Source organism: Pseudomonas canadensis, assembly GCF_000503215.1.
GTDB classification, from domain to species: Bacteria; Pseudomonadota; Gammaproteobacteria; order Pseudomonadales; family Pseudomonadaceae; genus Aquipseudomonas; species Aquipseudomonas canadensis.
This window is the reverse complement of record NZ_AYTD01000011.1, coordinates 316,249-341,826: the sequence shown is the minus strand read 5'-3', so window position 1 is coordinate 341,826 and position 25,578 is coordinate 316,249. Positions and strand designations below refer to the sequence as shown.

The following is a 25,578-nucleotide window of genomic DNA, read 5'->3' as shown; positions in this document are numbered from 1 at the left end:
AAATGCCGTGGAATCCGCCACAAGTGTTTGAAATTAAAATGAAACACGAATGTCCTAAAGTGCCTGCCCATTGCTGATGAAGGAAGAACCCGCGTGACCCGTGCCACTCGCAACCTGCGCAAGACCCTGGATTCCGTCGCGGAAAATAACGAAACCGCGGCGTTCGACCTGATGCGCGCCGTTGAAAAACTCGGTGATGAAGTGCTGCGCCAGCGCCTGCTCAATACCATTCACCGGCTCAATCAGGATGCCTATGAGTTGCGCGAAGCGCGTGATTCGGTGGAGCAGGTGTCGGTCCGGCTCGCCTGAGCAAGATCGTTCAAGACAAGCCCATTGTTGTGCTGGCATGCTTGTCGACTGTCTGTCGATGAGCCGTTTCCATGCCTACCGCCTTACCGCATTACGCCTTCGCTCGCGGCGCCATTGCCGTTATTCCCTTGTCCCTGGCCTGCGCGCCTTGGGGACTGCTGGCCGGTTCCATGGCCATCGATGCGCAGTTCAGCCCGTTGGAAGCTCAGGGGTTGTCCGCCATCGTGTTTGCCGGTGCGGCGCAATTGGTCGCCATCGGCATGGTCAAGAGTGGCGCCAGTCTGATTTCAATCGTGTTGACCACCTTGCTGCTGACCTCCCAGCATTTGCTCTACGGCATGCACCTGCGTCCGATTTTGTCGCCGCTCAAGACCCGCTGGCGCATGAGCCTGGGCTTTCTGCTCACCGATGAATTCTTCGCACTGGTCAGCCACTACGACCGTGAGACCTTCAACCGCTGGTATGCGCTGGGTGTGGGGCTGACGTTCTATATCGCCTGGAACCTGTTCACTCTGGCCGGCATCGTGCTCGGCAAGAGCATCCCCGGTCTTGACCAACTGGGCCTGGAGTTTTCCATCGCCGCCACCTTTATCGCGCTGATCACGCCGGTGGTGCGTGACGTCCCCACTGTGGTCTGCGTGGCGGTGTCACTGGTGTTTTCGGTGTGGCTGAGTTTCCTGCATTGGGAATCGGCGGTCGTGGTGTCCGGCGTACTGGGCATGAGCGCGGGTTATGCCTGCAAGCGACTGGGAGTAGGGCAGCAATGATCTACATCATGATCGTGGCGATGGGCCTGGTGGTCTTTTTCAACCGTTACCTGTTTATCGAGCCGCGCCTGCCAGTGCGCCTCAACCGAGGGGCGCGGGAATTTCTCGGGTTTGCAGTGCCGGGCATGCTCACGGCAATTTGCGGGCCGATCATTTTCCTGGCGGATCATCATCTGAACCTGAGCCCGGCCAACCCTTACCTGTTGGCGGGTATCAGCGCGGTGGGGCTGATGTACTGGACGCGCAATGTGCTGGTCACCGTGTTGTTGAGCATGGCGTTGTTCTACCTGTTCCGCTGGTTGCTCTAAAACCCAGGCGAAAAAAAGCCCGCGGGACGGCGGGCCGAAGGCAGACTTCTAAAAATGAGCGTGGCCAATATAGGCCGCGCCTTCTCCCTTTACAGTGAAACAAAGTTCATGCAGTCGTCAGTCCGGTACGCGGCAATGTTACAGTCGCGTTTTTTTCCAACGGAGCAATGGCATGCACAAGGTGGTAATTGGCGCACTGGTACTGGCGGCCCTGGCCGGTTGCGCGGGTTCGAAGATGAAAGAAGCGCGCGCAGGAACGCCCTACAAGACCCTGGCGTCGGACAAGGCCACCCTTGTCGTTGCCGAATGCGTGCAGTTCGGCTGGCAGGACGAAAGTGTGTTCGGCGTTGATGCCGGCGGCTTCAAGGAACCGATCGAGGCGGGCGGTTACACCGTGTACACCACCGCTGGCGATTACTTTGTTGATGTGCAAAGCGCGGGTGCCGGTTCTTCCATCAAGTACTACGCCGCAGAAGACAACATGCCCGCCAAGCGTCGTTTGGCCGCACTCGCGACCTGCCTGTAATCCATTGCCTTAGACGATTTAGGAAATGCCTGGCACGACAGCCGCCGGGCATTAGCTTATGATTCACCCGCTCGCCCGACATGATGGCTCTTTACCAGTACACGGACGTCGAGGCCTAAACGTCGGGCGAGCATCCCTTCCTTTCTTCAACGCGGCATGTAGCCCAAGTGCCAGCGACGGGGAATCTTCAGTGACACCAACCCCAGCAACCCCGCCAACACGCCGCTGACCATCAGCGCTTTCAAGCCCATCTGCTGTTCCAGCAGTGCGCCAATCACCGCCCCCACGAACATGCCTGCCCATGGGATCAACTGTACGCGCCAGCCACTGCGTCGCTCTCCGAGCAACCAGCGCCCCAGCCCACGACCAAAACGCGAAAGCGCCCCGGTGACATAAGTCAGCCCCACCGGCAAACCGTTGACCTCTTCCACAGCGGCATTAAGCATGCCCATCGCGATGATCGCCGCCAGCAGCGCGGGCAGCGCGTCCGCATAAGGCAGCCATGCCGCGCCGCACAACAACGCCGCAATACACAGCAGCAACGGCAAGGCGTGGCGACGGCTCATTCGACTGACCACCACCCCCAACGCGTTGCCGACCACAAATGTCGCGACCAGCAACAACAGCCGTCCGGTCAGCCCAAGATCCCCCGCGCTGATCGCCACCGCCAGACGCGTGGTGTTGCCGCTCATGAACGAAACGAAATCGCCGCTCGCCATGAAGCCGATGGCGTCGGTCATGCCCGCCAGTACCGACAGGCTGGCCACTAGCATCAGCCCGACTCGGCCCCGCCAGCGTTGCCGGTGAGCGAGTGCAGCATTGGCGTAAGGCTTGCGGGGCGAAGGCAGCATAGGGCCGGGTTCCTCGGTGAGATTATCCGGCCACTACCGTAGGACGCTTTCAGCGCGCGTGCAATGACCTCAGACAGCTTCCAACGACCAACCTGTGTGGTGCCAATCCAGGAAATGGGTGGGCTTGATCGATAGAATGAACGCCGCGTCATGGGAGACCACCAGCATTGCCCCGTTGAAACCTTGCAGCGCCTGCTCGAAAGCCATCACCGACTCCAGGTCCAAGTGGTTGGTCGGTTCGTCCAGTAACAGCAGTTGCGCCGGCACTTCGCGCCACAAGGCAATTGCCATCGCGGCCTTCAAGCGTTCGCCACCGCTGAGTTGCCCGGTGGGTTGGGTGACGCGCAAGGCATCCAGTTGCAGCAAGGCCAGGCGTGTACGCAATTCGGCTTCGGCCAGGGGGGTGTCGAGCAGGTTGAGGTGTTCGACGATGGAGCGCTGATCGTCCAGCAGCGCAAGGTGCTGATCAATGTAGGCGCAGGGCAGATGCACCTTGCATTCACCCGCGACGGCCTGCCATTTACCGGCCAGTACCTTCAGCAACGTGGACTTGCCGCAGCCGTTCGGCCCACGTACGGCAACGCGCACCGGACCTGCGAGATGCACATTCAGACAGGTCGACGGCAGCCACGGCAACTGTGCGTCCACCAACGACAACACCTGCCTCCCGTTGGGCACCGCTGATGCGGGCAATGCCAACAGCGTCGGCGTTTCTTCTTCGACCCGTTCATAAGCCTGGCGCACCTGGGTATCCAGTTCGTGTTTATGTTGCCAATGCGCGCTGCGCACGGTGCTGACGATTTCCGTGGCGGCGCCTTTCCAGCGCGCCTTGGTGAAACGGTCGACGTTGGCGGTTTCCGCATGCTTGCGTGAGCGCGCGGCGTTGCGTTGCAGGCTGTCGTGTTCCTTTTGCAGGCGCCGCCGTTCGCGGCTGCGCTCCAGGCGTGCATGGTCCAGCGCGGCGATGGCGGCCTGTTGTTCGGCATCACGCTGCAGGCGATAGGCCTCGTAGTTGCCGCCATAGACGTTTACGCCCAGGGGCGACAGTTCAATGATGCGCGCCATGGCGTTGAGCAATTGCCGATCATGGCTGACCACCACCAGGCCACCACGCCAAGCGCTGAGCACACGAAGCAGCCAGGCGCGGCCTTCGCTGTCGAGGTGGTTGGTAGGTTCATCGAGCACCAGCAGCGGCGGCGCGGCCAGCAGCGCGCCGATGATAGCGACCCTGGCCAACTGGCCGCCGCTGAGTTGGTCGGCCGGGGTATCAGAAGCCAGCTGCGACAGCCCCGCGCCGTCCAAGGCACTGCGCAAGCGTCCGGCCAGGTCCCAGCGGTCGTCGATCAATTCCAGGTCTTCGACCTGTGCGGCGCCTCGGGTCATGCGTTCAAGGGCTGCCAATATCTCTGCGGTGCCGGTGAGATCGGCGACCGTTTCCCCTGGCGCAACCGCGATGCTCTGCGCAACGTAGATCACTCGGCCTGGGCCATTCAGCGAGCCAGAGGAGGGCGCCAGCAGCCCAGCGATCAAGCGGGCGAGAATGCTTTTACCTCGACCATTGCGCCCCACAATGCCGGTAGGTGTGTGATCGATGGACAGGGTCAAGTCATCCAGCAGGGTTTCGCCATTGGCGAACTGGAAGCTCAGGTGTTGCAGGGAAACAAGGACGGGCAGCCGGTTGACGTCAGTCATCAGCACCTCCAAAAAAATGTCGGACAGGCCAACAAGCGCGCCAGGCGGCTCGTTGCAGATACATTTTGGAAGGCTTAGTGGTTCACGTCGGCGGTCGTCCTGCAGATCAGAAGGGAGGCAAAGCCTAACCCGTCTTGGCTTTTTTCGGCAAGTCCGCCGCCAATTGCTCAAGAAACATCGCCAAGGCCACTTCTTCGGCCTTGAGCCCTTTGCGCAGGCGCGGCTTGGGCAACTTGGAGAGTTCGCCGAGGCTGAAATGCTCCAGCACGGCAGGGTGGATGTAACACTTGCGGCACACCGCCGGGGTGTTACCCAACTGCTTGGCGACATCCTTGACCATCGACACAACATGCCTTTTGGCATCGGATTCGGGCTGCCACTCCAGTTCCCGCAACACGGCCAACGCCATGGCGGTGCCGGCCCAGGTGCGGTAATCCTTGGCGGTGAAGTCGGCGCCGGTGAGTTTGTGCAGGTAATCATTCACGTCTTGGGAGCTGACGGTGTGCCGCTCGCCATCCTCATCCAGGTACTGGAACAGGTTCTGGCCCGGCAATTCCAGGCAGCGTTTGACCACTGTCGCCAGTCGCCGGTCCTTAACGCTGATTTGGTGCTCGACGCCGCTCTTGCCGCGAAACTGGAACTTGATTTCGCTGCCTTTTACATCCACATGACGGGTGCGCAGGGTGGTCAGCCCATAGGACTTGTTGTCGCGGGCATACTGGGTATTACCGACGCGGATCAGCGTAGCGTCCAGCAGCGTCACCACGGTGGCCAGCACCTTTTCGCGGGTAAATCCGGGCTCGGCTATCTGCGCTTCGAGCTGTTTGCGCAATTTCGGCAGTGCACTGCCGAATTCCTGCAGCCGCGAATACTTGTCCGTGTCCCGCACTTCGCGCCAACGCGCGTGATAGCGATACTGTTTTCGCCCGCGTGCATCGCGGCCGGTAGCTTGCAGATGGCCGCGCGGGTCGGCGCAGATCCACACATCGGTGTAGGCCGGCGGGACGGCAAGGGCGTTGAGGCGCTTGATCTCGTCGGCATCCGTGATGCGTTCGCCCTTGGGGTCGAAATATTGGAACTTGCCGCGCAGCGTCTTGCGGCGTATGCCGGGCTGGGTGTCGTCAACGTAATGCAGGTCGCGGGGCAGCGCAGAGTCGGACATGGGGCGGGATTCCTTGGCAACAAATCAGGCCGGTATGTCTGATGGACCGCAGCGGTGTGCGGTCGTGCCAAAAGGTTGCTTACGCCAACACCGCGACGGCCTTGATCTGTGCCCAGAGTCTCTGGCCGGGGTGGAGTTGCAGTTGGTCGCGGGAGAAACGCGTGATGCGCGCCAGCAACGGCGTGCCACCCGCGTCCAGGCGCACCAGCACATGCGCGCTGTTGTCTGCCGAAATCTCTTGCGTGACCGTAACCGGCAGGCGGTTGAGGATGCTGCTGTGTTCCTCCGCTTGCAGGCTGAGGCTCACATCCCGCGCCTGCACCTTGATACGCAACGCTTTGCCCACCGCCAACGGCGCATGGGCTACACGCATGTGCAAGGTGCTCGCGGGCAGTTGCAGGGTGAGCAACTGATAGTGATCGTCATAGGCACTGACCGCGCCGTTGATCACCACGCCGGCATCGTCACCCAGCGCCAGGGGCAGGTCGAGCCGCGCCAGGGTTTCGCCGATGGGGCCGCTGGCCAGCGCCTTGCCGTCGCTGAGCAAGACGATGTGATCGGCCAGGCGCGCCACTTCATCCTGGGCATGGCTGACATACAGCACCGGGATATCCAGTTCATCGTGCAGGCGTTCGAGGTACGGCAGGATCTCGCTTTTGCGCTGGCTATCGAGGGCGGCCAGGGGTTCATCCATCAACAACAGACGGGGGCTGGTGAGCAAGGCGCGGGCGATGCCGATGCGCTGGCGCTCACCGCCGGAAAGGTGCTGGGGATGGCGGTCGAGCAGGTGGCCGATGCCTAGCAATTCGGTGGCATGGGCCATATCCACACGGCGTTGCTGACGGGGAATGCGCTTGAGGCCGAACTCCAGGTTGGCCCGCACCGACAGATGCGGGAACAGGCTGGCCTCCTGAAACACGTAGCCCAGGCCGCGTTTATGGGGCGGTACGAACAATCCGTTGCGGCTGTCTTGCCAGACTTCATCATTGATCTGGACAAACCCGTCTTCGGCGCGCTCCAGCCCGGCGATACAGCGCAGGCAGGTGGTCTTGCCGGAACCGGAATGCCCGTACAGCGCCGTCACACCGCGACCGGGCAAATGCAGGTCAACCTCCAGGGCAAAACCCGAATACTTGAGTTGCAGACGTATATCAATCATCGACATCAACTCCAGCCCATCTTGGTTTTACGGCTGGAATACAGCGCCAGCAACACCAGGAACGCGAACACCACCATGGAGCCGGCCAGCCAATGGGCCTGGGCATACTCCATGGCTTCCACATGGTCGTAGATCTGCACGGACACCACCCGGGTCTTGTCCGGGATATTGCCGCCAATCATCAGCACCACGCCGAACTCACCGACGGTGTGCGCAAAACCCAGGATGGAGGCGGTGATAAACCCTGGCCGCGCCAGGGGCAAGATGACGGTGAAGAACGTGTCCCAAGGATTGGCACGCAAGGTTGCGGCCACTTCCAGCGGGCGTGTGCCGATGGCGGAGAAGGCGTTTTGCAACGGCTGCACCACAAACGGCATCGAATAGATCACCGAGCCAATGACCAACCCGGCGAAGCTGAAGGTGAGGGTGCCCAGGCCCAGCCATTGGGTGAACTGCCCGAAGTAGCCATTGGGCCCCATGGTCAACAGCAGGTAAAAACCGATCACCGTCGGTGGCAGCACCAACGGCAGAGCGACGATGGCGCCAATGGGGCCGCGCCACCAGGAACGGGTGCGTGACAACCACAGGGCAATCGGAGTGCCGATGATCAGCAGGATCACGGTAGTCAGTGACGCCAGCTTGATGGTCAACCAGATGGCGGAAAAATCGGCACTCGATAACGGCATTTACTTGGCCAGCTCGTAACCATAGGACTTGATGACGGCAGCGGCTTTAGGCCCCTTGAGGTAGTCGACCAGCGCCTTGGCAGCGGCGCTGTCCTTGCCCTTGTTGAGGATCACCGCGTCCTGTTTGATCGGGTCATGCATGGCGGCGGGAACGATCCACGCCGAACCGCTGGTGACTTTGCCGTCTTTGTAGATCTGCGACAAGGCCACAAAGCCCAGCTCTGCGTTGCCGGTGGACACGAACTGGTAGGCCTGGGTGATGTTCTGGCCTTCGACGATCTTGTCTTTGACCTTCTCGGTCAGACCTTCCTTGGCCAGCACTTGGGTGGCGGCGAGGCCGTAAGGTGCAGCTTTCGGGTTGGCGATCGACAGGTGCTTGAATTCGCTTTTCTTCAACACTTCACCTTTGGCGTCGACGTAACCTTCCTTGGCGGACCACAACGCCAGGGTGCCGACGGCGTAGGTGAAGCGCGAGCCTTTGACGGTGTCGCCTTCGGTTTCGAGCTTTTGCGGCGTGGTGTCGTCGGCGCTCAAGAATACTTCGAACGGCGCACCATTCTTGATCTGGGTGTAGAACTGGCCGGTGGCCCCGTAGGCTGCGACCAGTTTGTGGCCGGTGTCTTTTTCGAAGTCGGCGGCAATCGCCTGGATCGGTGCGGTGAAGTTAGCGGCGACGGCCACCTGGACTTCATCGGCATGGGCCGAACCGAAGGCGAGGGCAGCGACCAGGATGGCCAGGCGTGAGGCGTGAATCTTCATGAAGCAGCTCCTCTGAGGGTGTACGGCTTGTTATAGGTAGAAGGCTTAACCGCTATGTATGTGAATATATAGCGGTTGGCCATTGCCGGTACAGTGCAAAGTTGCCACAGGTTCTACGGGTTGAGTTTGGCCAAGGCCTGCTCCGCCAGTTCGCGCGTCAGGTCATAGGTGGTGGTGTCTTTGCCCAGGCGCAGCGCCTGGCCGGACCATAAATTGCTGAAACCTGCTTCATCCTTGGCCTTGAGCGGGATCAATGCGCCGCCGGAGGTCGGGAATGCCGGCGCGGCTGGGTTGATTGCACCCAACTCCCGCATGACCCGGTTGACGATGCCCCGTGCCGGACGACCGGTGAACAGGTTGGTCAGCGCGGTTTCGCTGGCCTGGGCATGGCGCAATGCGTGGTGGTGCGAAGGCGTGACATTGGCTTCAGGCGTAAACAGGTAAGCCGTGCCGATCTGTACCGCCGAGGCGCCCAGGGCAAAGGCCGCGACAATCCCGCGTGCATCCCCGATCCCGCCGGCGGCAATCACCGGCACGCTGACGGCGTCGACCACTTGCGGCAGCAGGGCGAACAGGCCGATCTGGGTATTGAGGTCATCGCTGAGAAACAAGCCACGATGCCCGCCCGCTTCACTGCCCATGGCGATGATCGCGTCGCAGCCGTGCTGCTCCAGCCAGATTGCTTCTTCCACGGTGGTGGCCGAGGACAGCACTTTCGCACCCGTGGCTTTTACCCGATCCAACAGGGCTTTTTCTGGCAGGCCGAAGTGAAAACTGACGACTTCGGGACGGAATTCCTCGATGACTTGGCAAGCCGCTTCATTAAACGGTTCGCGGTTGGACACGGGCGTCGGCGCCTCAAAATCGGCACCCAATTCACGGTAGTAGGGTTCCAGCAAGTCCTTCCAGCGCCGATCACGCGCTGCGTCGGGGGCTGGCGGCTGGTGGCAGAAGAAGTTGACGTTGATCGGGCGTGGGCTGGCCTCACGGATAGCGGCCAGCGCTTCGCGCAGTTGCGCGAGACTCAGTGCGGCCGCTGGCAATGAGCCCAGCGCGCCAGCTCTATTGGCCTCGATGACCATGGCCGTGGTGGTGCCCACGGCCATGGGCGCCTGGATGATGGGCAGTTCGATCCCCAGCAGATCGATAATGCGGGTGTCTGGCCAGGTGCTCATGGGATGTCTCTCCAGCGTTAGTGAGGCTTTGCCCTGTTTTAGCAGGGCCCATGACACCCGGCCACTCTGTTTTATTCACTGGACGAGCGGCACGTTTCGTGATGTGCCATTAGTTGAAGGCGTCTCCCAGCACCGCGTGAATCCGCTCGGCGATATGGGCCGCATGGGTTTCCAGGGCGAAGTGGCCGGTGTCGAGCAGTTCCACCACCGCGTTTGGGTTGTCGGCTTGATAGGCGTGTGCACCTGGCGGGATGAAGAACGGATCGTTCTGGCCCCAGATCACCAGTGTTGGCACTTGCTTGGCCTTGAAGAAGGCCTGGAACGCCGGGTACAGCGTCAGGTTGTTGCGGTAGTCGAGGAACAGGTCCAACTGGATCTCGTCATTGCCGGGTCGCTGCATGAGCAGTGCGTCGAGCATGTAGGACTCCGGTGCCACCAACTCGGGCTGATTCACGCCGTGCAGGTACTGGTAGCGCGTGCCTTCCAGGCTGATTACCGCATTGCGGATCACCTCGCGGTTGGCCTGGCTTGGTTCGGCCCAGTAGGCGCGAATCGGTGCCCAGGCGTCCCCCAGACCTTCCAGGTAGGCGTTACCGTTTTGCGAGATCAGCGCGCTGACCCGTTCCGGGTGCGCCACTGCCAGGCGTAGACCTACTGGTGCGCCATAGTCGAAGACGTACAGCGCGTAACGCGTCAATTCCAGCGCATCGACAAAATGTCCGACGGTGATCGCCAGGTTATCGAAGCTGTAGTGGTAGTCGCGCTCGGCAGGCACCTCGGTAAAACCGAAACCCGGCAAATCCGGTGCGATCACCCGAAAGCGCGTAGCGAGCAACGGGATCAGGTCGCGGTACATATGCGACGAACTGGGGAAACCGTGCAGCAGCAACATGACCGGCGCGGAGGGGGCACCGGCTTCGCGGTAGAACATGCGTACGCCGTCGGCATCGACATGGCGGTAGTGAACGACGGAGCTTGGAAGGGTCATGATGAGAGCACCTTTGTAACTTGATTGGATTTATATACTGGTTACCGCTTTCAAAGGCTGTGCCGAAAAAAGTAACCTGTCAAACTATTTATAACGGTTTCAGATTAATTTTGTGTAACTATCCAAGTGGCTAGATAGCGGTTACTATGTCGACGCCCTGACGAGGAATGACCATGACTATCCCAGCCTCCCTTGAACCTTATGTACTCGCCGACGACCCGGTGCTGGACATGCTCAACACGCGCGCCAATGTCGACGCCCAACCGCATGACTTCTGGCAGTCCGATGCCGACGTCGAACGTTGGCTGGTGCGCCTGGGGTGGGTTGAGGAGGAGCAGGTGCCTGTGTTTGAAGCGGGCGCATTGCTCCGGGTGGGCCGGGAGTTGCGCGAGGTGATCCGTGTATTGCTGGAAGCGCGCAAGGAAGGAGCGCAAGGCGATCCAGCCGCACTGAATGGCTTTTTGCGCAAGGCCGTCAGCCATCCGCAGTTGGCTTGGCCGGCGTCGGGGGAACTACGCGTTGAGCGTCAGCGCAAGCTGCAAACCCCGGAGCAATTTTTCTCGATGATTGCTGAAGCCGCAGCGCGGTTGTTGGTGGACGGGGATTTCAACCTGATCCGCACCTGCGAACATCCGGAATGCGTGTTGTGGTTCTACGATCGCACCAAGGCCCATAAGCGCCGTTGGTGCAGCATGGCGCTGTGTGGCAACCGGCATAAAGTCGCCGAGTTTCGCAAGCGCAAGCTGGGTTAACCCTTGCGCTCACGCTCCAGCAACTGCTGCTTACGTTCCACGCCCCAACGATAGCCCGACAGGTCGCCGTTGCTGCGCACCACACGATGGCAGGGAATGGCGACCGCGAGGCTGTTCGCGCCACACGCTTGAGCCACCGCGCGGAACGATTTCGGCGCGCCAATGCGCTCTGCGATCTGCGCGTAACTGGCCGTGCTCCCCGCTGGAATTTCGCGCAAGGCTTGCCACACCCGCTCCTGAAATGCCGTGCCGCGCAGATCCAGGGGCAGGTCCAGGCCGAGCGCAGGTGCTTCGATAAACCCCACGACCTGTGCCACCAACTGCTCGAAGCGCTGGTCGGCGCCTACCAGTTCGGCCTTGGGAAACTGATCCTGCAGATCGCGCACCAATTGGCCGGGATCCTCCCCCAGCAGAATCGCGCAGACGCCACGGGCGCTCTGCGCCACCAGGATCGCCCCCAGTGAACACTGCCCGACAGCGAACAAGATCGCCGTGTTAGTGCCGCCAGCTTTGTAGTCGCTGGGTTTCATGCCGAGAAGCTGGTCAGCCGATTCATAAAAGCGGCTATTGGAATTGAAGCCGGCGTCATACAACGCGTCCGTCACCGAGTGCGAGCTTTTGAGCCCATCGCGCACCTTGCGCGAACGGTGCGCGGTGGCATAGCCCTTAGGCGTCAGGCCGGTGACGGTTTTGAACACGCGGTGAAAGTGGAAAGGGCTCAGGTTGGCCTGGGCGGCCAGCGCATTCAGGCTGGGCGGCGTCTCGGCTTGTTCGATATGTCGGCAAGCTTGCGCCACCAATTGCGCGTGGTGCGCAACCAGCAGAGTCTGGTCTCCCGCTGCACGTTTGCTGGCGCGATAACCGGCGGCTTCGGCCTGCACCGGGGTGTCGAAGAACTCGATGTTTTCCGGGCGCGGTAAACGTGAGGCGCTGCTGGGGCGACAGTACACGCCAGTGGTCTTCACGCCGTAGACGAACAGCGCATCAGCCTTGGGGTCGCGGGCGAGGATCGCCGCCCAGCGTGGGTCCTGTTCGGTTGTCATGCTTGGCACTCCTGACGGATTCCGTTCAGATTAATCGCGCCGCGCCTACCTGGCACTCTGAAGCTTGCGGTCAAATCAACCGGCAGTGCGAAACGTGAGGTTGATGCGTTGCGGCCCCATGACCGGATGCACACCGTCCTTGATCGGCATCACTCCGTGGAAGCGCAGGCGATCCACGCCGCCCCAGACCACTACGTCGCCATGAAACAGTGAGACTTTCCGGGTTTTGTCACTGCGTTCGTGTCCACCAAACAGGAAAATCGCCGGCAGGCCAAGCGACACAGATACAACCGGTTCGCTATAGCGGCGTTCGTTTTTGTCCTGGTGCAGGGACATTTTGGCGCCGGGCACATAGCGGTTGATCAGGCAGGCATCAGGGGCAAAGTCGGGAAAACCCGCCTCTGCCGCCGCGTGCACCGCCAATTGACGCAAGACATCTGGCATCTTCGGCCACGGCTGCTGGCTGCGCGGGTCGAGTGGCGAGTAGCGGTAGCCGGACGTGTCAGTGGTCCAGCCCAGGTCTCCGCAACTGCTCAATGCCGCCGACATGGTAAAGCCGCCGGGTGTGACCATTTGTCGAAACGGTGATTGAGCCAGCACCCGCCGCAGCTCCGGCAGGAGGCGCTCAATCCAGGGCAGGGCGTAGCCCCTTAATACGTAGGACTGTTCGCCAATTTGCTCACGCCCTGCGGGTTGTTGCAGGGCGTCGTCGGCGAACAGGTCAGCGGTGGGGCCGGGCATCGGCTTACAGCGCCTTGCTCACATTGATGTCGGTGATTTCATCACTGTCATCGTGAATTTTCGCCAGGGCTTGCTTGGCTTCTTCCACGCTATTGGTCTGCAGCTGGGCGAACTCAAAGCGGCGTTCGCCGTTGAGCTTGTACTTGATCACGTATTTGGTAGTGGTGTTCACGGCTATTTCCTGTGAAGTGTGCGGATCAGCTCAGCTTGGAGCTGGTACGACGCACAATGCGGATCTTGTGGGACAACGCGGGTTTGCGGGTGACGCTGATTGCGCGACGCGTGACTACGTCCAGCGTGATGTTCCAGAACCCGGTGCTCGGCGCAGTGATTTTGGCGGGGAACTTGTCGAAGGCGCCGCCGTGATAGGTGTGACGGCCGCCATTCTTGAAGCTGCGAAAATTCGCATCGCTCATCAGACGGATATTACAAGTCTGAGAGCATTCGATGACGACAATGTCGCCCTCGTTGAGGTGCTCACGCTGGTGGATGAATTTCATGGGTGGAGACTCCAGAAGGGCTTTTTCTGAAAAATCAGAACGATACGTAGGTTAAGATGGAGTTTATCAGCCCCAGCGTGTTTATTATCGGCCCGTCTTCAACGACGTCGACAATTTAAAACAGTTATTTACCGAGTTATCAGGGATAAATCCTACTTGGGCGGGAGAAAATTACCATGTCCGCTGTCGTAGGGTCTTTATCGGAGGTTTTAGTATGAAATGGAGTGTGTTGGTTCTGGCCCTGGCGATTGGTGGGTGTGCTTCGGTTGCAGATATCAAGCAGACCCCTCCGACCTTGGCAGTGATTTCCGGTAAAAAACCGAAGGAATACGCTGCGTGTGTGGTACAGAAGCTGTCGGCGACTCGCCGGCCGCCGCAGATCGAACCGCATAAGGACGGCGGTGTGCAGGTGATTGTGCCGCAGAAATTCTCGGCCGATCCTTCGGCGATCTTCGAGATCGATGAGCGCTCCAGTGGCAGTAGCATCAAGCTTTACGAGAGCATGTCCAATGTGCCGATCCGTCCGGGTGACGTGAAGAAGGCCGGCGAGGACTGCATTTCCGGCTGATCTGGCCTGCTCAACCCAGCGACTTCCAATCCGATAAAAAAGCCTGGCCGCGTATGCGTAAAGCCAGGCTTTTTTTTGTGCTGCGTTTTTGGAGTTGTCGCGAGGGGGTCATTCCCCTACCATTTGTAGGCTTATGCCGTAAGAGTCTAAGCATATAACTATAAAATGGAGCCGTGATGATGTCTCTGGAACGAGTACTGATGGGCAGTGCGCTGATGTTGCTATTGGGCAATGCCCACGCGCTGGAGGGGAGGAAGATCTTTGCCGAGGGCGGTTCGCAGCCGGGTGCCATGCCGTGTGTAGCCTGTCATGGTGCCGATGGCGCGGGGATGGCCGCAGCAGGCTTTCCCCGGTTAGCGGGTTTGCCCGCGCCGTATGTGCGTAAACAACTGGAGGATTTCAAAGGTGGCAGCCGTTCAAATCCCGTGATGCAGCCGGTGGCGAACGCGCTCACGGACGCTGAAATCGAGGCGGTCAGTCAGGCGCTGGCGGCAATGCCGGGGCCTGTTCCACAGGCGGTCTATCGCGGCGATATGCCGCTCAATGCTGCACAAAAGCTCGCACAACAAGGCGCCTGGGAACGGCAGATTCCGGCCTGTGCCAGTTGTCATGGCCCAGCAGGGACGGGGCTCGGTGACGCATTCCCGCCCCTGGCCGGCCAACCCGCCGCTTACCTGGCAGCGCAATTGATGGCTTGGCAAAATGGCACCCGCCACAACGATCCGAATGACTTGATGGGGCACATCGCTAAGTCCCTCACGGCAGAAGAAGTGCAGGGTGTGGCCCAGTATTTCGCTTCGCTGAAACTGGAGGCCAAGCCATGAGTCCGTTGATATTAGCCTTGGGCCTATTGGCTGTTCCCTCGGCTAACGCCGCCACGATCGCCATGGAAGACCAATCACAGTTGCAACCCGCCAGCCACGCTGCGGTCAGCCAATTCCGGCCGCCTCAAGAGAGCGAACTGCCCGACAATGCTTACGGCAAGCTGGTGAGAGAGGGGTATGCGTTGTTCGTGGATACTCAGCGGCTGGCACCGAAATATGTCGGTAACGGACTCAACTGCAGCAACTGCCACCTGGACCAGGGTCGTCTCGCCAACTCGGCGCCACTGTGGGCTGCGTACCCGATGTACCCGGCCTATCGGAAGAAAAACGACAAGGTCAATACCTTTGCCGAGCGATTGCAGGGCTGTTTCCAGTTCAGTATGAACGGCGGCACACCCCCGGCCGCAGACAGCTCTGAGATCGCCGCGCTTTCGGTGTATGCCTACTGGCTGGCGAGCAAGGCACCGCTGGGTGTCGAGCTGCCTGGTCGTGGCTACCCAGACGTTGCGCAACCGGCCAAGGGTTATAACCTGGCTCAGGGTGCCCAGGTGTACCAGGAGCAGTGCGCGGTCTGCCACGGCGGCGAAGGGCAGGGCCAAAAGGTCGGTGAGCACTATGTGATGCCACCCCTGTGGGGCAAGGATTCCTACAATTGGGGCGCCGGCATGCACCGCATCAATACGGCGGCGTCCTTCATCAAACACAACATGCCGCTGGGCAAGGGCGGCAGCTTGAGCGACCAGCAAGCCTGGGACGTTGCAGCCTATGTCAACAGCCATGAACGGCCGCAGGATCCGCGATTGGTTGACGGTTCTGTGGAGAAAACCCGGGTCAAGTTCCACGCCAACGATGGCGTCAATCTCTACGGCCAAAACGTAGAAGGCGTGCTGATCGGGCAGGGCATCCGTTAAACTGTTACCCGATCAATGCAAAAATGCCGCGCAAACCCTCGGTTTGTGCGGCATCTGCCTTTTTGGGAAGTCTTTCATGAAGCGTGAACACGTCAGGGCTCGCCAGGCCGAAGGCCAGATATCGGCCACTCACATCATCCAGAACCCTGCCGATCTTGGGGAGTGGATCGTATTCTTCAAGAAAAGCGGCGGCTGCAGTTTTTTCCTGGTGGACGATCAGGATGAAGTCGAGTCGTTCGCGCGCCTGGATGACCTGGTGGAGACCATCCGCAGCCTGGGCATCAAGTTTGCCGATATTCAGTTGTAAGCCTCAAGCTTATTTGCAGACCACCACTACACTGCGACTCTTGTAGTTACCCACGTCCTGCCCCAGGGTCTTGTCGCTTTCCTTGAGCGACGGCGTGCCTTCGGTACCGACGATGCGGTAGCCGGTACCGGCACACGAGGCGTCAGCCTTTTCGTAGCAGCTGGCCCAGGAATTGGCTTCGCCTGAGCAATCGATGGTCAGACCTTGTTCACCGTTTTTCAGGTAGACGTCAGAAGTGGTGGTGCAGCCGGCGAGTGCCAGTACCGCAGTCAGTGCCAGAATCTTGTTCATGTGTGTTCATCATCGAGGGTGTTGGAAGGGCGCTGACACTGTCGTGGGGCGTTTCGGCGAGATTATAGCGAACTGCCATGTACGTACAGACAAACACAAAAAAGCCCCGGTCAAACGGGGCTTTTGCGCAGCGCTTGGACGATTACTTGCCCTTCGGCCGCTTGCTCGATGCGTGGCCCGCTTCATCCACAAACACCTCAGCTACCGCGATAGCCTGGCTTTCGGTCGGGAATACCCCGGCGACGCTGTCACCGTGGAAGTTGATCAAGTGCCAACCGTCCGCTCGCTGTGTGATCAGGTAGCCGTTCACGCCTTTTGGTTCTGACATCTATCAAGTATCTCGTGGTGTGGTTCAAGGGCCTTATGATAGCGCCAAATGCAGCGATTCAGCGCAAGTTATTCCAGGTCAGTGTTCCGGTTGCAAAAGCGTGCTAAAAAGAGTGCAGCCCTTTGAAACATTGAGGTGCAGCCGTTTTTTGCCGCGGCGGTGGGAGCGCGGTCCATAAGGCCAGCGGAACTTACGCCGAGATTTTTTCTCTATGATGACATCGCAACGCCAGCAGGACCCATTGTAAGGTGACTGCGGCCTGATTAGACTGCGCCGAATTCCGTACGCACAGCCCTTTGTAAGGACTCATATGATCAAGAAATGCTTGTTCCCAGCAGCCGGTTACGGCACTCGCTTCTTGCCAGCGACCAAAGCCATGCCCAAAGAGATGCTGCCGGTGGTGAACAAGCCACTGATTCAGTACGGCGTCGAAGAGGCACTGGATGCCGGCCTGAACGAAATTTCCATCGTCACCGGCCGTGGTAAGCGCGCGCTGGAAGACCACTTCGACATCAGCTATGAGCTGGAAAACCAGATCAAGGGCACCGACAAGGAAAAATACCTGGTCGGCATCCGCAAGCTGCTGGACGAGTGCTCGTTCTCCTACACCCGTCAGACCCAGATGAAAGGCCTCGGCCACGCGATTCTGACCGGCCGCCCGCTGATCGGTGACGAACCGTTCGCCGTGGTGCTGGCGGATGACCTGTGCGTCAACCTGGAAGGCAAGGGTGTTCTGGAACAGATGGTTGATCTGTACAAGAAATACCGTTGCACCATCGTGGCAGTCCAGGAAGTGGACCCACAGGAAACCAACAAATACGGCGTGATCGCGGGCGACGAAATCGGCGATGGCCTGATCCGCGTGCGTGACATGGTTGAAAAACCAGCACCGGAAGACGCACCTTCGAACCTGGCGATCATCGGTCGTTACATCCTGACCCCGGATATCTTCAAGCTGATCGAAGAAACCGAGCCAGGCAAGGGCGGCGAAATCCAGATCACCGACGCCCTGTTGAAGCAAGCCAAAGACGGTTGCGTGATTGCCTACAAGTTCAAGGGCCAGCGCTTCGACTGCGGCGGCGCTGAAGGCTACATCGAAGCGACCAACTTCTGCTACGAGCACTTCTATAAGACTGGCAAGGCTTACTGATTCAAGCTGTAAGCGTCCCGGTCCAAAAAAGCCACCTTCGGGTGGCTTTTTCGTTTTTCAGCCCCATGTAAGTCGGTATGCTGATGTTCTGCCGAGGAGAGTGAAATGGCCTACGATTTTGACCTGTATGTGATTGGCGCCGGTTCCGGCGGTGTTCGTGCGGCGCGTTTTGCCGCAGGCTTTGGTGCCAAGGTGGCCGTGGCGGAAAGCCGCTACCTGGGTGGCACGTGCGTCAACGTCGGCTGCGTGCCGAAGAAACTGTTGGTGTATGGCGCACACTTTGCCGAAGATTTTGAGCAGGCCAGCGGATTTGGCTGGTCGCTGGGTGAGGCGAATTTTGATTGGGCCACCCTGATCGCCAACAAAGATCGTGAGATCAACCGCCTGAACGGCATTTACCGCAACCTGCTGGTCAATAGCGGCGTGACCCTGCATGAGGGACACGCTCGTCTGGTGGATGCGCATCAGGTCGAAATCAACGGCGAGCGCTTTACCGCCAAACACATCCTGATCGCGACGGGTGGCTGGCCGCAGATTCCGGAAATTCCGGGCCGTGAACATGCGATTGGTTCCAATGAAGCGTTTTTCCTCAAAGAGTTGCCCAAGCGTGTATTGGTTGTCGGTGGTGGCTACATTGCCGTCGAGTTCGCGGGGATCTTCCACGGCCTGGGTGCACAGACAACCCTGCTGTATCGCGGTGACTTGTTCCTGCGTGGTTTTGACGGTTCGGTGCGTACGCACCTGAAGGAAGAGCTGACCAAGCGTGGCCTGGACCTGCAATTCAATGCAGACATCGAGCGCATCGACAAGCAAGCGGATGGCAGCCTCAAGGCCACGCTGAAAGACGGCCGCGTGTTGGAAGCGGACTGTGTGTTCTACGCCACTGGCCGCCGTCCGATGCTGGACAACCTTGGCCTGGAGAACACAGGCGTGAAACTTGACAAGCGTGGCTTCGTCGAAGTGGATGATCTGTATCAGACCGCTGAGTCGTCGATCCTGGCCATCGGCGATGTAATCGGGCGCGTGCAGCTGACACCGGTTGCGTTGGCTGAAGGCATGGCCGTGGCGCGTCGCCTGTTCAAGCCGGAGCAATATCGTCCGGTGGATTACGCCATGATTCCGACGGCGGTGTTCAGTCTGCCGAACATTGGTACTGTTGGCCTGACCGAAGAGGAAGCGAAAGAGAAGGGTCATAAGGTGCAGATCTTCGAAAGCCGTTTCCGGCCAATGAAGCTGACCCTGACTGAATGCCAGGAAAAAACCCTGATGAAGCTGGTGGTGGACGCTGACACCGACCAAGTGCTGGGTTGTCACATGGTCGGTCCGGATGCCGGCGAGATCGTCCAGGGCTTGGCGATCGCGCTCAAGGCGGGCGCGACCAAGCAGCATTTCGATGACACCATCGGTGTGCACCCTACGGCGGCGGAAGAGTTCGTCACCATGCGCACGCCTGTGTCAGGCTGATCAGCTCTCGGGTGTTGCCTCTGGCGCCGTCGCAACGGCGGCTGCCAGGCGCAATGCCTCGATACTGGCCTGGGTTTTGATCAGTTCCAATTCCAGGATTTTATTGGATTGTTGATGTTCAGCCAACGCTTCCTGGCGTGACTGGCTCTCCAGCACCGCAACGCGCAGACGCTCCTGAAGCAGGGTGCGCTCGCTGTCAATCAGGCTCACCTGTTCGCTCAGCTTGAGCTGCTGGGCCTGGTCTTTGCGGGATTGCTCCTGCAGCGCCGTCAACTCTTTCGATGTCACTCGATGTTCAATCAGCAGTCGCTCATTGTCGCGGTGCAGTTGGGTGATTTCATCCTGGCGCACCATGGCGCTCTGCTGGGCTTGGCGCAGCTCGGCTTGGACCTGTTGCAGTTGCCCTTCGTGACGACGCTGTTCCTGCTCGCGCTGCTCCTTGATCGCATTACGGTAATGCTCCAAGGCATCCCTTGCGTGCAGGTGCTTTTCTTCCAGCGAGCGAATCTGTTCGTCCTTATCGCTGATCCGTAATTCGTAATCACTGCACGCCTGGCTCAGCCCGGCGTTACGGGTTTGTTCGGTCTGCAGGCTGGTACTGGCGGTTTGCAGGGCCGCGCTTTCTTCTGCCAGGGCGGCGGCCTGGACATCAAATTGTTGCTTGAGTTGGCCGTGTGCTTCCTCAAGGGCTTCCAGTTGGGCGAGCAGGGCGGCTTTCTGTTGCTCGAACTGCGCCAGGGCCAGGTCGATAGGCTCCTGGGCTTTCTCCTTCAAGCGTTGCGCCAGGCGCGCTACCAGTTCACCAAGCTCGTCGTCGATGGGCGCTTCGGTGATGGTGGCTCGGCTTTCGCTCTCATCCAGCTCCTTCAGATAGCGATGAATCGTGGTTTTCGAGCCGGTATTGCCCATTTCGATGCGTACGGCGTCGATGCTGGGGTTTTCGCCACGGGCGAGGATCGCCAGGCGTGCCGTCTGAACTACTGCTTTGTTAATGCCGCCGCGAGCCATGGGGTCTCCGTCGATTTCGTAATGTGGTATGTATCATGTATATACATACTATATCACAAATAAAAAATCGTTTAAATTCACGATTTAACAGATAGGATATTGGCGTATTATCCCGTGTCATTGACATTTAATCCGCCAAAGCAACTGCCAGCAGTACGAATGGGCCTTTCATGAGCGATCTGGATCGTTACCTCAACGCCGCCACACGCGATAACACGCGACGTAGTTATCGTGCGGCCATCGAGCATTTCGAAGTGAGCTGGGGAGGGTTCCTGCCCGCGACCAGCGACAGCGTGGCGCGTTATCTGGTGGCGCATGCCGGAGTCTTGGCGGTCAACACGCTGAAGCTGCGGCTGTCGGCACTGGCGCAGTGGCATACGAGCCAGGGTTTTCCCGACCCAACCAAGGCGCCGGTGGTGCGCAAAGTGCTCAAGGGCATTCGTGCCGTGCACCCGGCGCAGGAGAAGCAAGCCGAGCCTTTGCAACTCAAGCACCTTGAGCAGGTGGTGGCTTCTCTTGAAAAGGAGGCGAAAGACGCAGCCCACGACGTGTCTCGGCTACTGCGCGCCAAGCGCGACACTGCATTGATCCTGCTGGGTTTCTGGCGAGGCTTTCGCAGCGATGAGCTGTGTCGGCTCGAGATCGAGCATGTGCAAGCGACGCCTGGTGCCGGGATTAGCCTGTATCTGCCGCGCAGCAAAAGCGACCGCGACAACCTCGGCAAGACTTATCACACACCGGCGCTTTTGCGCCTGTGCCCGGTGCAGGCCTACAGCGAGTGGCTTAGCGCCTCGGCATTGGTGCGTGGCCCGGTGTTTCGCGGCATCGATCGCTGGGGCAACCTGGGGGAGGAGGGGTTGCACCCCAACAGTGTGATCCCGCTGCTGCGCCAGGCGCTGAAGCGCGCCGGCATCCCCGCCGAGCAATACACCAGCCACTCACTGCGCCGGGGCTTTGCCACGTGGGCCCATCGCAGCGGTTGGGATTTGAAGTCGTTGATGAGGTACGTCGGCTGGAGCGACATGAAATCCGCCATGCGCTATGTTGAAGCGACGCCCTTTCTTGGCATGACTCTGGCGACGCCACCGCTGCTTTGAGATTTCTTCTATTAATACAGTCACCTGATAGGGAAAACCAATCGTCAGCATCAGGTTTGCCAATGAGCCATCGGCCAAGAGAGTGGGTAGGATTCACTTCATCAACTTACTAAGCCCTTCTACAAACCTGACGGAGAGTCAACGATGCCTATCATCAACAGCCAAGTAAAACCGTTCAAAGCTACCGCCTACAAAAACGGCAACTTCGTAGACGTGACCGACGCTGACCTGAAAGGCAAATGGTCCGTGGTGTTCTTCTACCCAGCCGACTTCACCTTCGTTTGCCCAACCGAACTGGAAGACCTGGCCGACAACTACGCCGAATTCCAGAAGCTGGGCGTCGAGATCTACAGCGTGTCCACCGACACCCACTTTGCCCACGCTGCCTGGCACAACACTTCGCCAGCCATCGGCAAAATCCAGTACACCATGATCGGTGACCCAACCCTGACCATCTCCCGCAACTTCGACGTACTGATCGAAGAAGCAGGCCTGGCAGACCGCGGTACTTTCGTGATCAACCCAGAAGGTCAGATCAAGATCGTTGAGCTGAACGACGGCGGCGTTGGTCGTGACGCTTCCGAGCTGCTGCGCAAGATCAAAGCCGCTCAGTACGTTGCTGCCCACCCAGGCGAAGTGTGCCCAGCCAAGTGGAAAGAAGGCGAGGCCACCCTGGCTCCGTCCCTGGACCTGGTCGGCAAGATCTAAGTCTGTGAAGTCTCAAGGGCGGTATTCCGCACTTAAGTAAGCTGCATCCGCCCCCAAAACGCCCGGGCGAGATTCGCTCGGGCGTTTTTTTTGTCTGCAATAAACCGAATCAATAGGAAATCGCCCGTATGTTGGACGCCAATCTTAAAGCTCAGTTGAAGTCATACCTGGAACGGGTCACCCAGCCGATCGAGATCGTCGCCTCCCTCGATGACGGCGCGAAATCCCAGGAAATGCTTGCCCTTTTGCAGGATGTTGTCAGCCTCACCACGCTGATTACCCTGAAAACCGATGGTGATGATGCGCGTAAGCCGTCGTTTTCCATCAACCGCCCGGGTGCCGAGATCAGCCTGCGTTTCGCCGGCATCCCCATGGGCCATGAATTCACTTCGTTGGTGTTGGCCTTGCTGCAAGTCGGTGGCCACCCGTCGAAGGCCAGTGTCGAAGTGATTGAACAGATCCGCGCTCTTAAAGGCGAGTTCAGCTTCGAGACTTACTTCTCGCTGTCCTGCCAGAACTGCCCGGATGTGGTCCAGGCGCTGAACCTGATGGCCGTGCTCAACCCGAACATCCGCCACGTCGCCATCGACGGCGCGCTGTTCCAGGCGGAAGTCGACGAGCGCCAGATCATGGCGGTACCGAGCGTTTACTTGAACGGTGTGAACTTCGGCCAAGGCCGCATGGGCCTGGAAGAAATCCTCGCCAAGCTCGACACCAGCGGCATCGAAAAAGCCGCCGAGAAAATCAGCGCCAAAGACGCCTTTGATGTGCTTGTGGTCGGCGGTGGCCCAGCCGGTTCTGCGGCGGCGATCTACGCTGCACGTAAAGGCATCCGTACCGGCGTTGCTGCTGAGCGCTTTGGCGGCCAAGTGCTGGACACCATGTCCATCGAGAACTTCATCTCGGTACAAGAAACCGAAGGGCCGAAACTGGCCAGTGCGCTGGAAGCCCACGTACGTCAATACGATGTGGACATCATGAACCTCCAGCGCGCCAGCAGCCTGGTGCCCGCGAAAAACGCCGGTGACTTGCACGAAATCCGCTTCGAAAGCGGTGCGACCCTGAAGTCCAAGACCGTGATCCTGGCCACCGGCGCCCGCTGGCGCGAAATGGGGGTGCCGGGTGAGCAGGAATACAAGGCCAAAGGCGTGTGCTTTTGCCCGCATTGCGACGGTCCGCTGTTCAAGGGCAAGCGTGTGGCGGTGATCGGCGGCGGTAACTCAGGCGTTGAGGCGGCCATCGACCTGGCCGGTATCGTCAGCCACGTCACCCTGCTTGAGTTCGACAGCAAATTGCGCGCCGACGCCGTGTTGCAGCGCAAGCTCTACAGCCTGCCGAACGTTGACGTGATCACGAGTGCGTTGACCAGCGAAGTGAAAGGTGATGGCCAGAAAGTCACCGGCCTGGCGTACAAGGATCGCGACAGCGGCGAGTTCAAGACCATCGACCTGGAAGGGATCTTTGTACAGATCGGTTTGCTGCCCAACACTGACTGGCTCAAAGGCACCGTTGAACTGACGCCGCGCGGCGAGATCATTGTCGATGCGCGGGGGGAAACTTCACTGCCCGGCGTGTTTGCTGCCGGTGACGTGACGACGGTACCCTACAAGCAGATCGTGATTGCCGTGGGTGAGGGCGCCAAGGCTTCCCTGAGTGCTTTCGATCACTTGATCCGGACTTCCGCCCCGGCGTAAATCCGGAACCGGAAATGAAAAACCCCATGAGTGATCATGGGGTTTTTTCGTTACAGCGGTGCGGGCTGGATAATCTCGACCCAGTACGCGTCCGGGTCCTTGATGAAGGCCAGGCTCTTCATGCGGCCATCGCTCAGGCGCTTCTGGAAGTCGCAGCCCAGGGCTTCGAAACGTTCGCAGGCAGCGACGATATCCGGCACCGAGATGCAGATATGGCCAAAACCACGTGGGTCGGTATTGCCATTGTGGTAGGCAAAGTCGGTGTCGTTTTCGGTACCGTGGTTGTGGGTCAGTTCCAGGATGCCTGGGATCGACTTCATCCACTGGGTGCGCTCGGCGGCGTCGGCCGGGATCTGGGATTTGTCCACCAGGGCCAGGAAGTACAGGCTGAATTCGGCTTCCGGAAAATCACGCTTTTCAACCAGGGAAAAACCCAGGACGCGGGTGTAGAAGTCCAGCGACTTGGTGATGTCCTTGACCCGCAGCATGGTGTGGTTGAACACGAAGTTCGTGGTGGCGGTGTCCGGTTGGGCGGTAACGCCCGGGAAAGTGTTCAGTTCGTGCAGGCTCATGGGCCCTCCAGAAAAAATGGGGCAAACGCAGCTCTGAAATGTGAGCGGTTCCTTGGCTTGCGGCTGGCATCCGTGCAGCCGGACCATGATACGCAAGGCTTGCCCCAGGCGCCAAATGAAAAAGCCCATGCAGGCCTTGCGACACAGGGGCGCCGGGGCTCAAACTTTGGCGCTTGAACCTTGGGTACTTTTCGCAATGATCGCATTTCGTAAACCGCTGTTGAGCGCTGTGTGTTTGCTGGTGGGCAGTTCCTTCGTGCTGGCGGCCGACCCCGAAATTCATTGGCCCAGTGGCTGGCAGGTCGAAGAGGTCGTACCGGATGGCGAAGCGCCTTCCAAACCCCAGGTGGTGTCGCGCCAGCGTGCAATCAAGAATGATGAAAATGGCACGACCCTGATGGTGATGGAGTTGACCGGTACGCCGATTGAAGCGGGGCATAAGGTTAATCTACAAGGCGTACTGCTGGAGATGCGCAAGTCCATCCAGAAAGATTTTGCCCAGGGTGGTTATCAAAGTGTATGCAGCAAGATGCACCCTACAACATTGAGTCGTCTTGACGCGTTGGAAACTACATGTGTGATAACCGAAAACGGACGCCACGTGCTTTCGCAAACATTGGTGGGCGCGGTTGATGCCGATAAGGCGTATGTTTTTTCATACGCAGGGCAGGCGGATGCGTACGAAGCAAGCAAGGAAGAAGTCAGCTCGGTGCGCGATAGCCTCAAACTCTAAGTGTGTAATGTGCGACGTTTCTGAACATTATGAAACGTTATTTAAGTTCGGTTTCGAACCCTGGAATTAAAAAAGCCCCGCATAAGCGGGGCTCTTTCTTAGTGCAGTGCGATCAGCCGCGAAGCCAGGAGTCTACAGTGGCGGCGCCGTACTGTTCTTTCCACGCCTTGAGGCCACGGTGGTTGCCGCCTTTGGTTTCGATCAGCTCACCGGTGTGCGGGTTCTGGTAAACCTTGACCACACGTGCGCGGCGCTGTTTTGGTGCGTTGACGGCAGCAGCGCTGGACTTGCCCGGGTTTGGATCAAGGATGGAAATGATGTCGCGCAGGCCTTTGCCGTAGGTCTTCATCAGGCCCTGGAGCTTTTCTTCGAATTCGATTTCTTTCTTCAGGCCGGCGTCGTTCTTCAGGGATTCCAGCTGGGCAAGCTGCTCTTGAAGGGCTTTTTCGGCTGCGCGAAATTCGGCGAGTCTGGACAAAATAGGTACTCCAATAGTGTGTTTGGC

At 59.3% G+C, this 25,578-nt stretch carries 32 protein-coding genes; 15 read left to right on the top strand and 17 right to left on the bottom strand.

What is annotated here, in order from left to right:
* Positions 1–93: 93 nt before the first annotated feature.
* The 4 genes from U367_RS0106620 (at position 94) to U367_RS0106605 (ending at position 1,910) form a co-directional block, all read left to right on the top strand.
* A complete protein-coding gene (locus U367_RS0106620) occupies positions 94–309 on the top strand; it encodes a hypothetical protein (RefSeq protein WP_005788169.1) in 216 nt (71 codons plus the stop codon).
* Between the two features lie 71 nt (positions 310–380).
* Positions 381–1,076, top strand: coding sequence for an AzlC family ABC transporter permease (locus tag U367_RS0106615; protein ID WP_028616235.1), 696 nt, complete (start codon positions 381–383; stop codon positions 1,074–1,076).
* The gene (locus U367_RS0106610; protein ID WP_028616234.1) at positions 1,073–1,384 is read left to right on the top strand and encodes an AzlD domain-containing protein; all 312 of its coding nucleotides are present in this window, start codon (positions 1,073–1,075) and stop codon (positions 1,382–1,384) included. The genes U367_RS0106615 and U367_RS0106610 overlap by 4 nt, the downstream gene beginning before the upstream one ends.
* 172 nt (positions 1,385–1,556) lie before the next feature.
* A complete protein-coding gene (locus U367_RS0106605; RefSeq protein WP_028616233.1) occupies positions 1,557–1,910 on the top strand; it encodes a hypothetical protein in 354 nt (117 codons plus the stop codon).
* A 146-nt stretch (positions 1,911–2,056) separates the two neighbouring features.
* Here U367_RS0106605 and U367_RS0106600 read toward each other — a convergent pair whose 3' ends face one another.
* From U367_RS0106600 to U367_RS0106565, 8 genes are all read right to left on the bottom strand, one after another.
* Positions 2,057–2,761 carry a YoaK family protein gene (locus U367_RS0106600; RefSeq protein ID WP_028616232.1) on the bottom strand — a complete coding sequence of 235 codons (705 nt, stop codon included), beginning with the start codon at positions 2,759–2,761 and terminating at the stop codon, positions 2,057–2,059.
* 69 nt (positions 2,762–2,830) lie between these two features.
* The gene (locus tag U367_RS0106595) at positions 2,831–4,453 is read right to left on the bottom strand and encodes an ATP-binding cassette domain-containing protein (RefSeq protein ID WP_028616231.1); all 1,623 of its coding nucleotides are present in this window, start codon (positions 4,451–4,453) and stop codon (positions 2,831–2,833) included.
* 124 nt (positions 4,454–4,577) lie between these two features.
* Complete coding sequence (locus U367_RS0106590; RefSeq protein ID WP_028616230.1) at positions 4,578–5,615, bottom strand: DNA topoisomerase IB; 1,038 nt, start codon at positions 5,613–5,615, stop codon at positions 4,578–4,580.
* A gap of 79 nt (positions 5,616–5,694) precedes the next feature.
* The gene (gene modC, locus U367_RS0106585; RefSeq protein WP_028616229.1) at positions 5,695–6,774 is read right to left on the bottom strand and encodes a molybdenum ABC transporter ATP-binding protein; all 1,080 of its coding nucleotides are present in this window, start codon (positions 6,772–6,774) and stop codon (positions 5,695–5,697) included.
* A 5-nt stretch (positions 6,775–6,779) separates the two neighbouring features.
* Complete coding sequence (gene modB / locus U367_RS0106580) at positions 6,780–7,460, bottom strand: molybdate ABC transporter permease subunit (protein ID WP_016974800.1); 681 nt, start codon at positions 7,458–7,460, stop codon at positions 6,780–6,782.
* Positions 7,461–8,219 carry a molybdate ABC transporter substrate-binding protein gene (modA, locus tag U367_RS0106575; RefSeq protein WP_028616228.1) on the bottom strand — a complete coding sequence of 253 codons (759 nt, stop codon included), beginning with the start codon at positions 8,217–8,219 and terminating at the stop codon, positions 7,461–7,463.
* Positions 8,220–8,332: 113 nt separating this feature from the next.
* A complete protein-coding gene (locus tag U367_RS0106570; RefSeq protein ID WP_028616227.1) occupies positions 8,333–9,394 on the bottom strand; it encodes an NAD(P)H-dependent flavin oxidoreductase in 1,062 nt (353 codons plus the stop codon).
* A gap of 109 nt (positions 9,395–9,503) precedes the next feature.
* Complete coding sequence (locus U367_RS0106565) at positions 9,504–10,382, bottom strand: alpha/beta fold hydrolase (RefSeq protein ID WP_028616226.1); 879 nt, start codon at positions 10,380–10,382, stop codon at positions 9,504–9,506.
* 173 nt (positions 10,383–10,555) lie between these two features.
* Between U367_RS0106565 and U367_RS0106560 the strand changes: the two genes are divergently transcribed.
* A complete protein-coding gene (locus tag U367_RS0106560) occupies positions 10,556–11,134 on the top strand; it encodes a CGNR zinc finger domain-containing protein (RefSeq protein WP_028616225.1) in 579 nt (192 codons plus the stop codon).
* Here U367_RS0106560 and ada read toward each other — a convergent pair.
* The 4 genes from ada to U367_RS0106540 all read right to left on the bottom strand — a co-directional run bounded on the left by ada (position 11,131) and on the right by U367_RS0106540 (position 13,418).
* Positions 11,131–12,177 (bottom strand): bifunctional DNA-binding transcriptional regulator/O6-methylguanine-DNA methyltransferase Ada, encoded by a 1,047-nt coding sequence (gene ada, locus U367_RS0106555; protein ID WP_028616224.1) that lies wholly within the window; start codon positions 12,175–12,177, stop codon positions 11,131–11,133. The genes U367_RS0106560 and ada overlap by 4 nt on opposite strands.
* A gap of 75 nt (positions 12,178–12,252) precedes the next feature.
* The gene (alkB, locus tag U367_RS0106550; RefSeq protein WP_028616223.1) at positions 12,253–12,918 is read right to left on the bottom strand and encodes a DNA oxidative demethylase AlkB; all 666 of its coding nucleotides are present in this window, start codon (positions 12,916–12,918) and stop codon (positions 12,253–12,255) included.
* Between the two features lie 4 nt (positions 12,919–12,922).
* Entirely contained in the window at positions 12,923–13,090 is a 168-nt protein-coding gene (locus U367_RS1000000132030; protein WP_162834920.1) for a hypothetical protein, read from the bottom strand.
* Positions 13,091–13,115: 25 nt separating this feature from the next.
* Complete coding sequence (locus U367_RS0106540) at positions 13,116–13,418, bottom strand: DUF1883 domain-containing protein (protein WP_003191319.1); 303 nt, start codon at positions 13,416–13,418, stop codon at positions 13,116–13,118.
* 214 nt (positions 13,419–13,632) lie between these two features.
* Here U367_RS0106540 and U367_RS0106535 point away from each other — a divergent pair, with 214 nt between their 5' ends.
* The 4 genes from U367_RS0106535 (at position 13,633) to U367_RS0106520 (ending at position 16,028) form a co-directional block, all read left to right on the top strand.
* Positions 13,633–13,986 carry a hypothetical protein gene (locus U367_RS0106535; protein ID WP_028616222.1) on the top strand — a complete coding sequence of 118 codons (354 nt, stop codon included), beginning with the start codon at positions 13,633–13,635 and terminating at the stop codon, positions 13,984–13,986.
* A 176-nt stretch (positions 13,987–14,162) separates the two neighbouring features.
* Entirely contained in the window at positions 14,163–14,810 is a 648-nt protein-coding gene (locus U367_RS0106530) for a c-type cytochrome (protein ID WP_028616221.1), read from the top strand.
* Between the two features lie 62 nt (positions 14,811–14,872).
* Positions 14,873–15,721, top strand: coding sequence for a c-type cytochrome (locus U367_RS0106525; RefSeq protein ID WP_394365117.1), 849 nt, complete (start codon positions 14,873–14,875; stop codon positions 15,719–15,721).
* A 76-nt stretch (positions 15,722–15,797) separates the two neighbouring features.
* Positions 15,798–16,028 carry a hypothetical protein gene (locus tag U367_RS0106520; RefSeq protein ID WP_028616219.1) on the top strand — a complete coding sequence of 77 codons (231 nt, stop codon included), beginning with the start codon at positions 15,798–15,800 and terminating at the stop codon, positions 16,026–16,028.
* 9 nt (positions 16,029–16,037) lie between these two features.
* Here the strand turns inward: U367_RS0106520 and U367_RS0106515 are convergent, their stop codons facing one another.
* Positions 16,038–16,319, bottom strand: coding sequence for a hypothetical protein (locus U367_RS0106515; RefSeq protein ID WP_016974790.1), 282 nt, complete (start codon positions 16,317–16,319; stop codon positions 16,038–16,040).
* Positions 16,320–16,461: 142 nt separating this feature from the next.
* The gene (locus U367_RS0106510; RefSeq protein WP_028616218.1) at positions 16,462–16,647 is read right to left on the bottom strand and encodes a hypothetical protein; all 186 of its coding nucleotides are present in this window, start codon (positions 16,645–16,647) and stop codon (positions 16,462–16,464) included.
* Between the two features lie 310 nt (positions 16,648–16,957).
* Between U367_RS0106510 and galU the strand changes: the two genes are divergently transcribed.
* Positions 16,958–17,797 carry a UTP--glucose-1-phosphate uridylyltransferase GalU gene (gene galU, locus U367_RS0106505; protein ID WP_028616217.1) on the top strand — a complete coding sequence of 280 codons (840 nt, stop codon included), beginning with the start codon at positions 16,958–16,960 and terminating at the stop codon, positions 17,795–17,797.
* Between the two features lie 105 nt (positions 17,798–17,902).
* Positions 17,903–19,261, top strand: coding sequence for a glutathione-disulfide reductase (gene gorA / locus U367_RS0106500; RefSeq protein WP_028616216.1), 1,359 nt, complete (start codon positions 17,903–17,905; stop codon positions 19,259–19,261).
* On the opposite strand, the gene U367_RS0106495 is transcribed toward gorA, so the two are convergent.
* Positions 19,262–20,269 carry a DNA-binding protein gene (locus U367_RS0106495; protein ID WP_028616215.1) on the bottom strand — a complete coding sequence of 336 codons (1,008 nt, stop codon included), beginning with the start codon at positions 20,267–20,269 and terminating at the stop codon, positions 19,262–19,264.
* A gap of 170 nt (positions 20,270–20,439) precedes the next feature.
* On the opposite strand from U367_RS0106495, the gene U367_RS0106490 reads away from it, so the two are divergent.
* The 3 genes from U367_RS0106490 (at position 20,440) to ahpF (ending at position 23,768) form a co-directional block, all read left to right on the top strand.
* Positions 20,440–21,366, top strand: coding sequence for a site-specific integrase (locus tag U367_RS0106490; protein ID WP_028616214.1), 927 nt, complete (start codon positions 20,440–20,442; stop codon positions 21,364–21,366).
* Positions 21,367–21,510: 144 nt separating this feature from the next.
* Positions 21,511–22,074, top strand: coding sequence for an alkyl hydroperoxide reductase subunit C (ahpC, locus tag U367_RS0106485; RefSeq protein ID WP_003173835.1), 564 nt, complete (start codon positions 21,511–21,513; stop codon positions 22,072–22,074).
* A 128-nt stretch (positions 22,075–22,202) separates the two neighbouring features.
* On the top strand, positions 22,203–23,768 hold the full coding sequence (gene ahpF / locus U367_RS0106480) for an alkyl hydroperoxide reductase subunit F (protein ID WP_028616213.1): 1,566 nt from the start codon (positions 22,203–22,205) through the stop codon (positions 23,766–23,768).
* Between the two features lie 50 nt (positions 23,769–23,818).
* Here the strand turns inward: ahpF and gloA are convergent, their stop codons facing one another.
* Positions 23,819–24,340 carry a lactoylglutathione lyase gene (gloA, locus tag U367_RS0106475; protein WP_028616212.1) on the bottom strand — a complete coding sequence of 174 codons (522 nt, stop codon included), beginning with the start codon at positions 24,338–24,340 and terminating at the stop codon, positions 23,819–23,821.
* Between the two features lie 196 nt (positions 24,341–24,536).
* Here gloA and U367_RS0106470 point away from each other — a divergent pair, with 196 nt between their 5' ends.
* Complete coding sequence (locus U367_RS0106470; protein ID WP_028616211.1) at positions 24,537–25,073, top strand: DUF4946 domain-containing protein; 537 nt, start codon at positions 24,537–24,539, stop codon at positions 25,071–25,073.
* Positions 25,074–25,185: 112 nt separating this feature from the next.
* Here U367_RS0106470 and U367_RS0106465 read toward each other — a convergent pair whose 3' ends face one another.
* On the bottom strand, positions 25,186–25,551 hold the full coding sequence (locus U367_RS0106465; RefSeq protein WP_028616210.1) for a histone-like nucleoid-structuring protein, MvaT/MvaU family: 366 nt from the start codon (positions 25,549–25,551) through the stop codon (positions 25,186–25,188).
* Between the last annotated feature and the right edge of the window lie 27 nt (positions 25,552–25,578).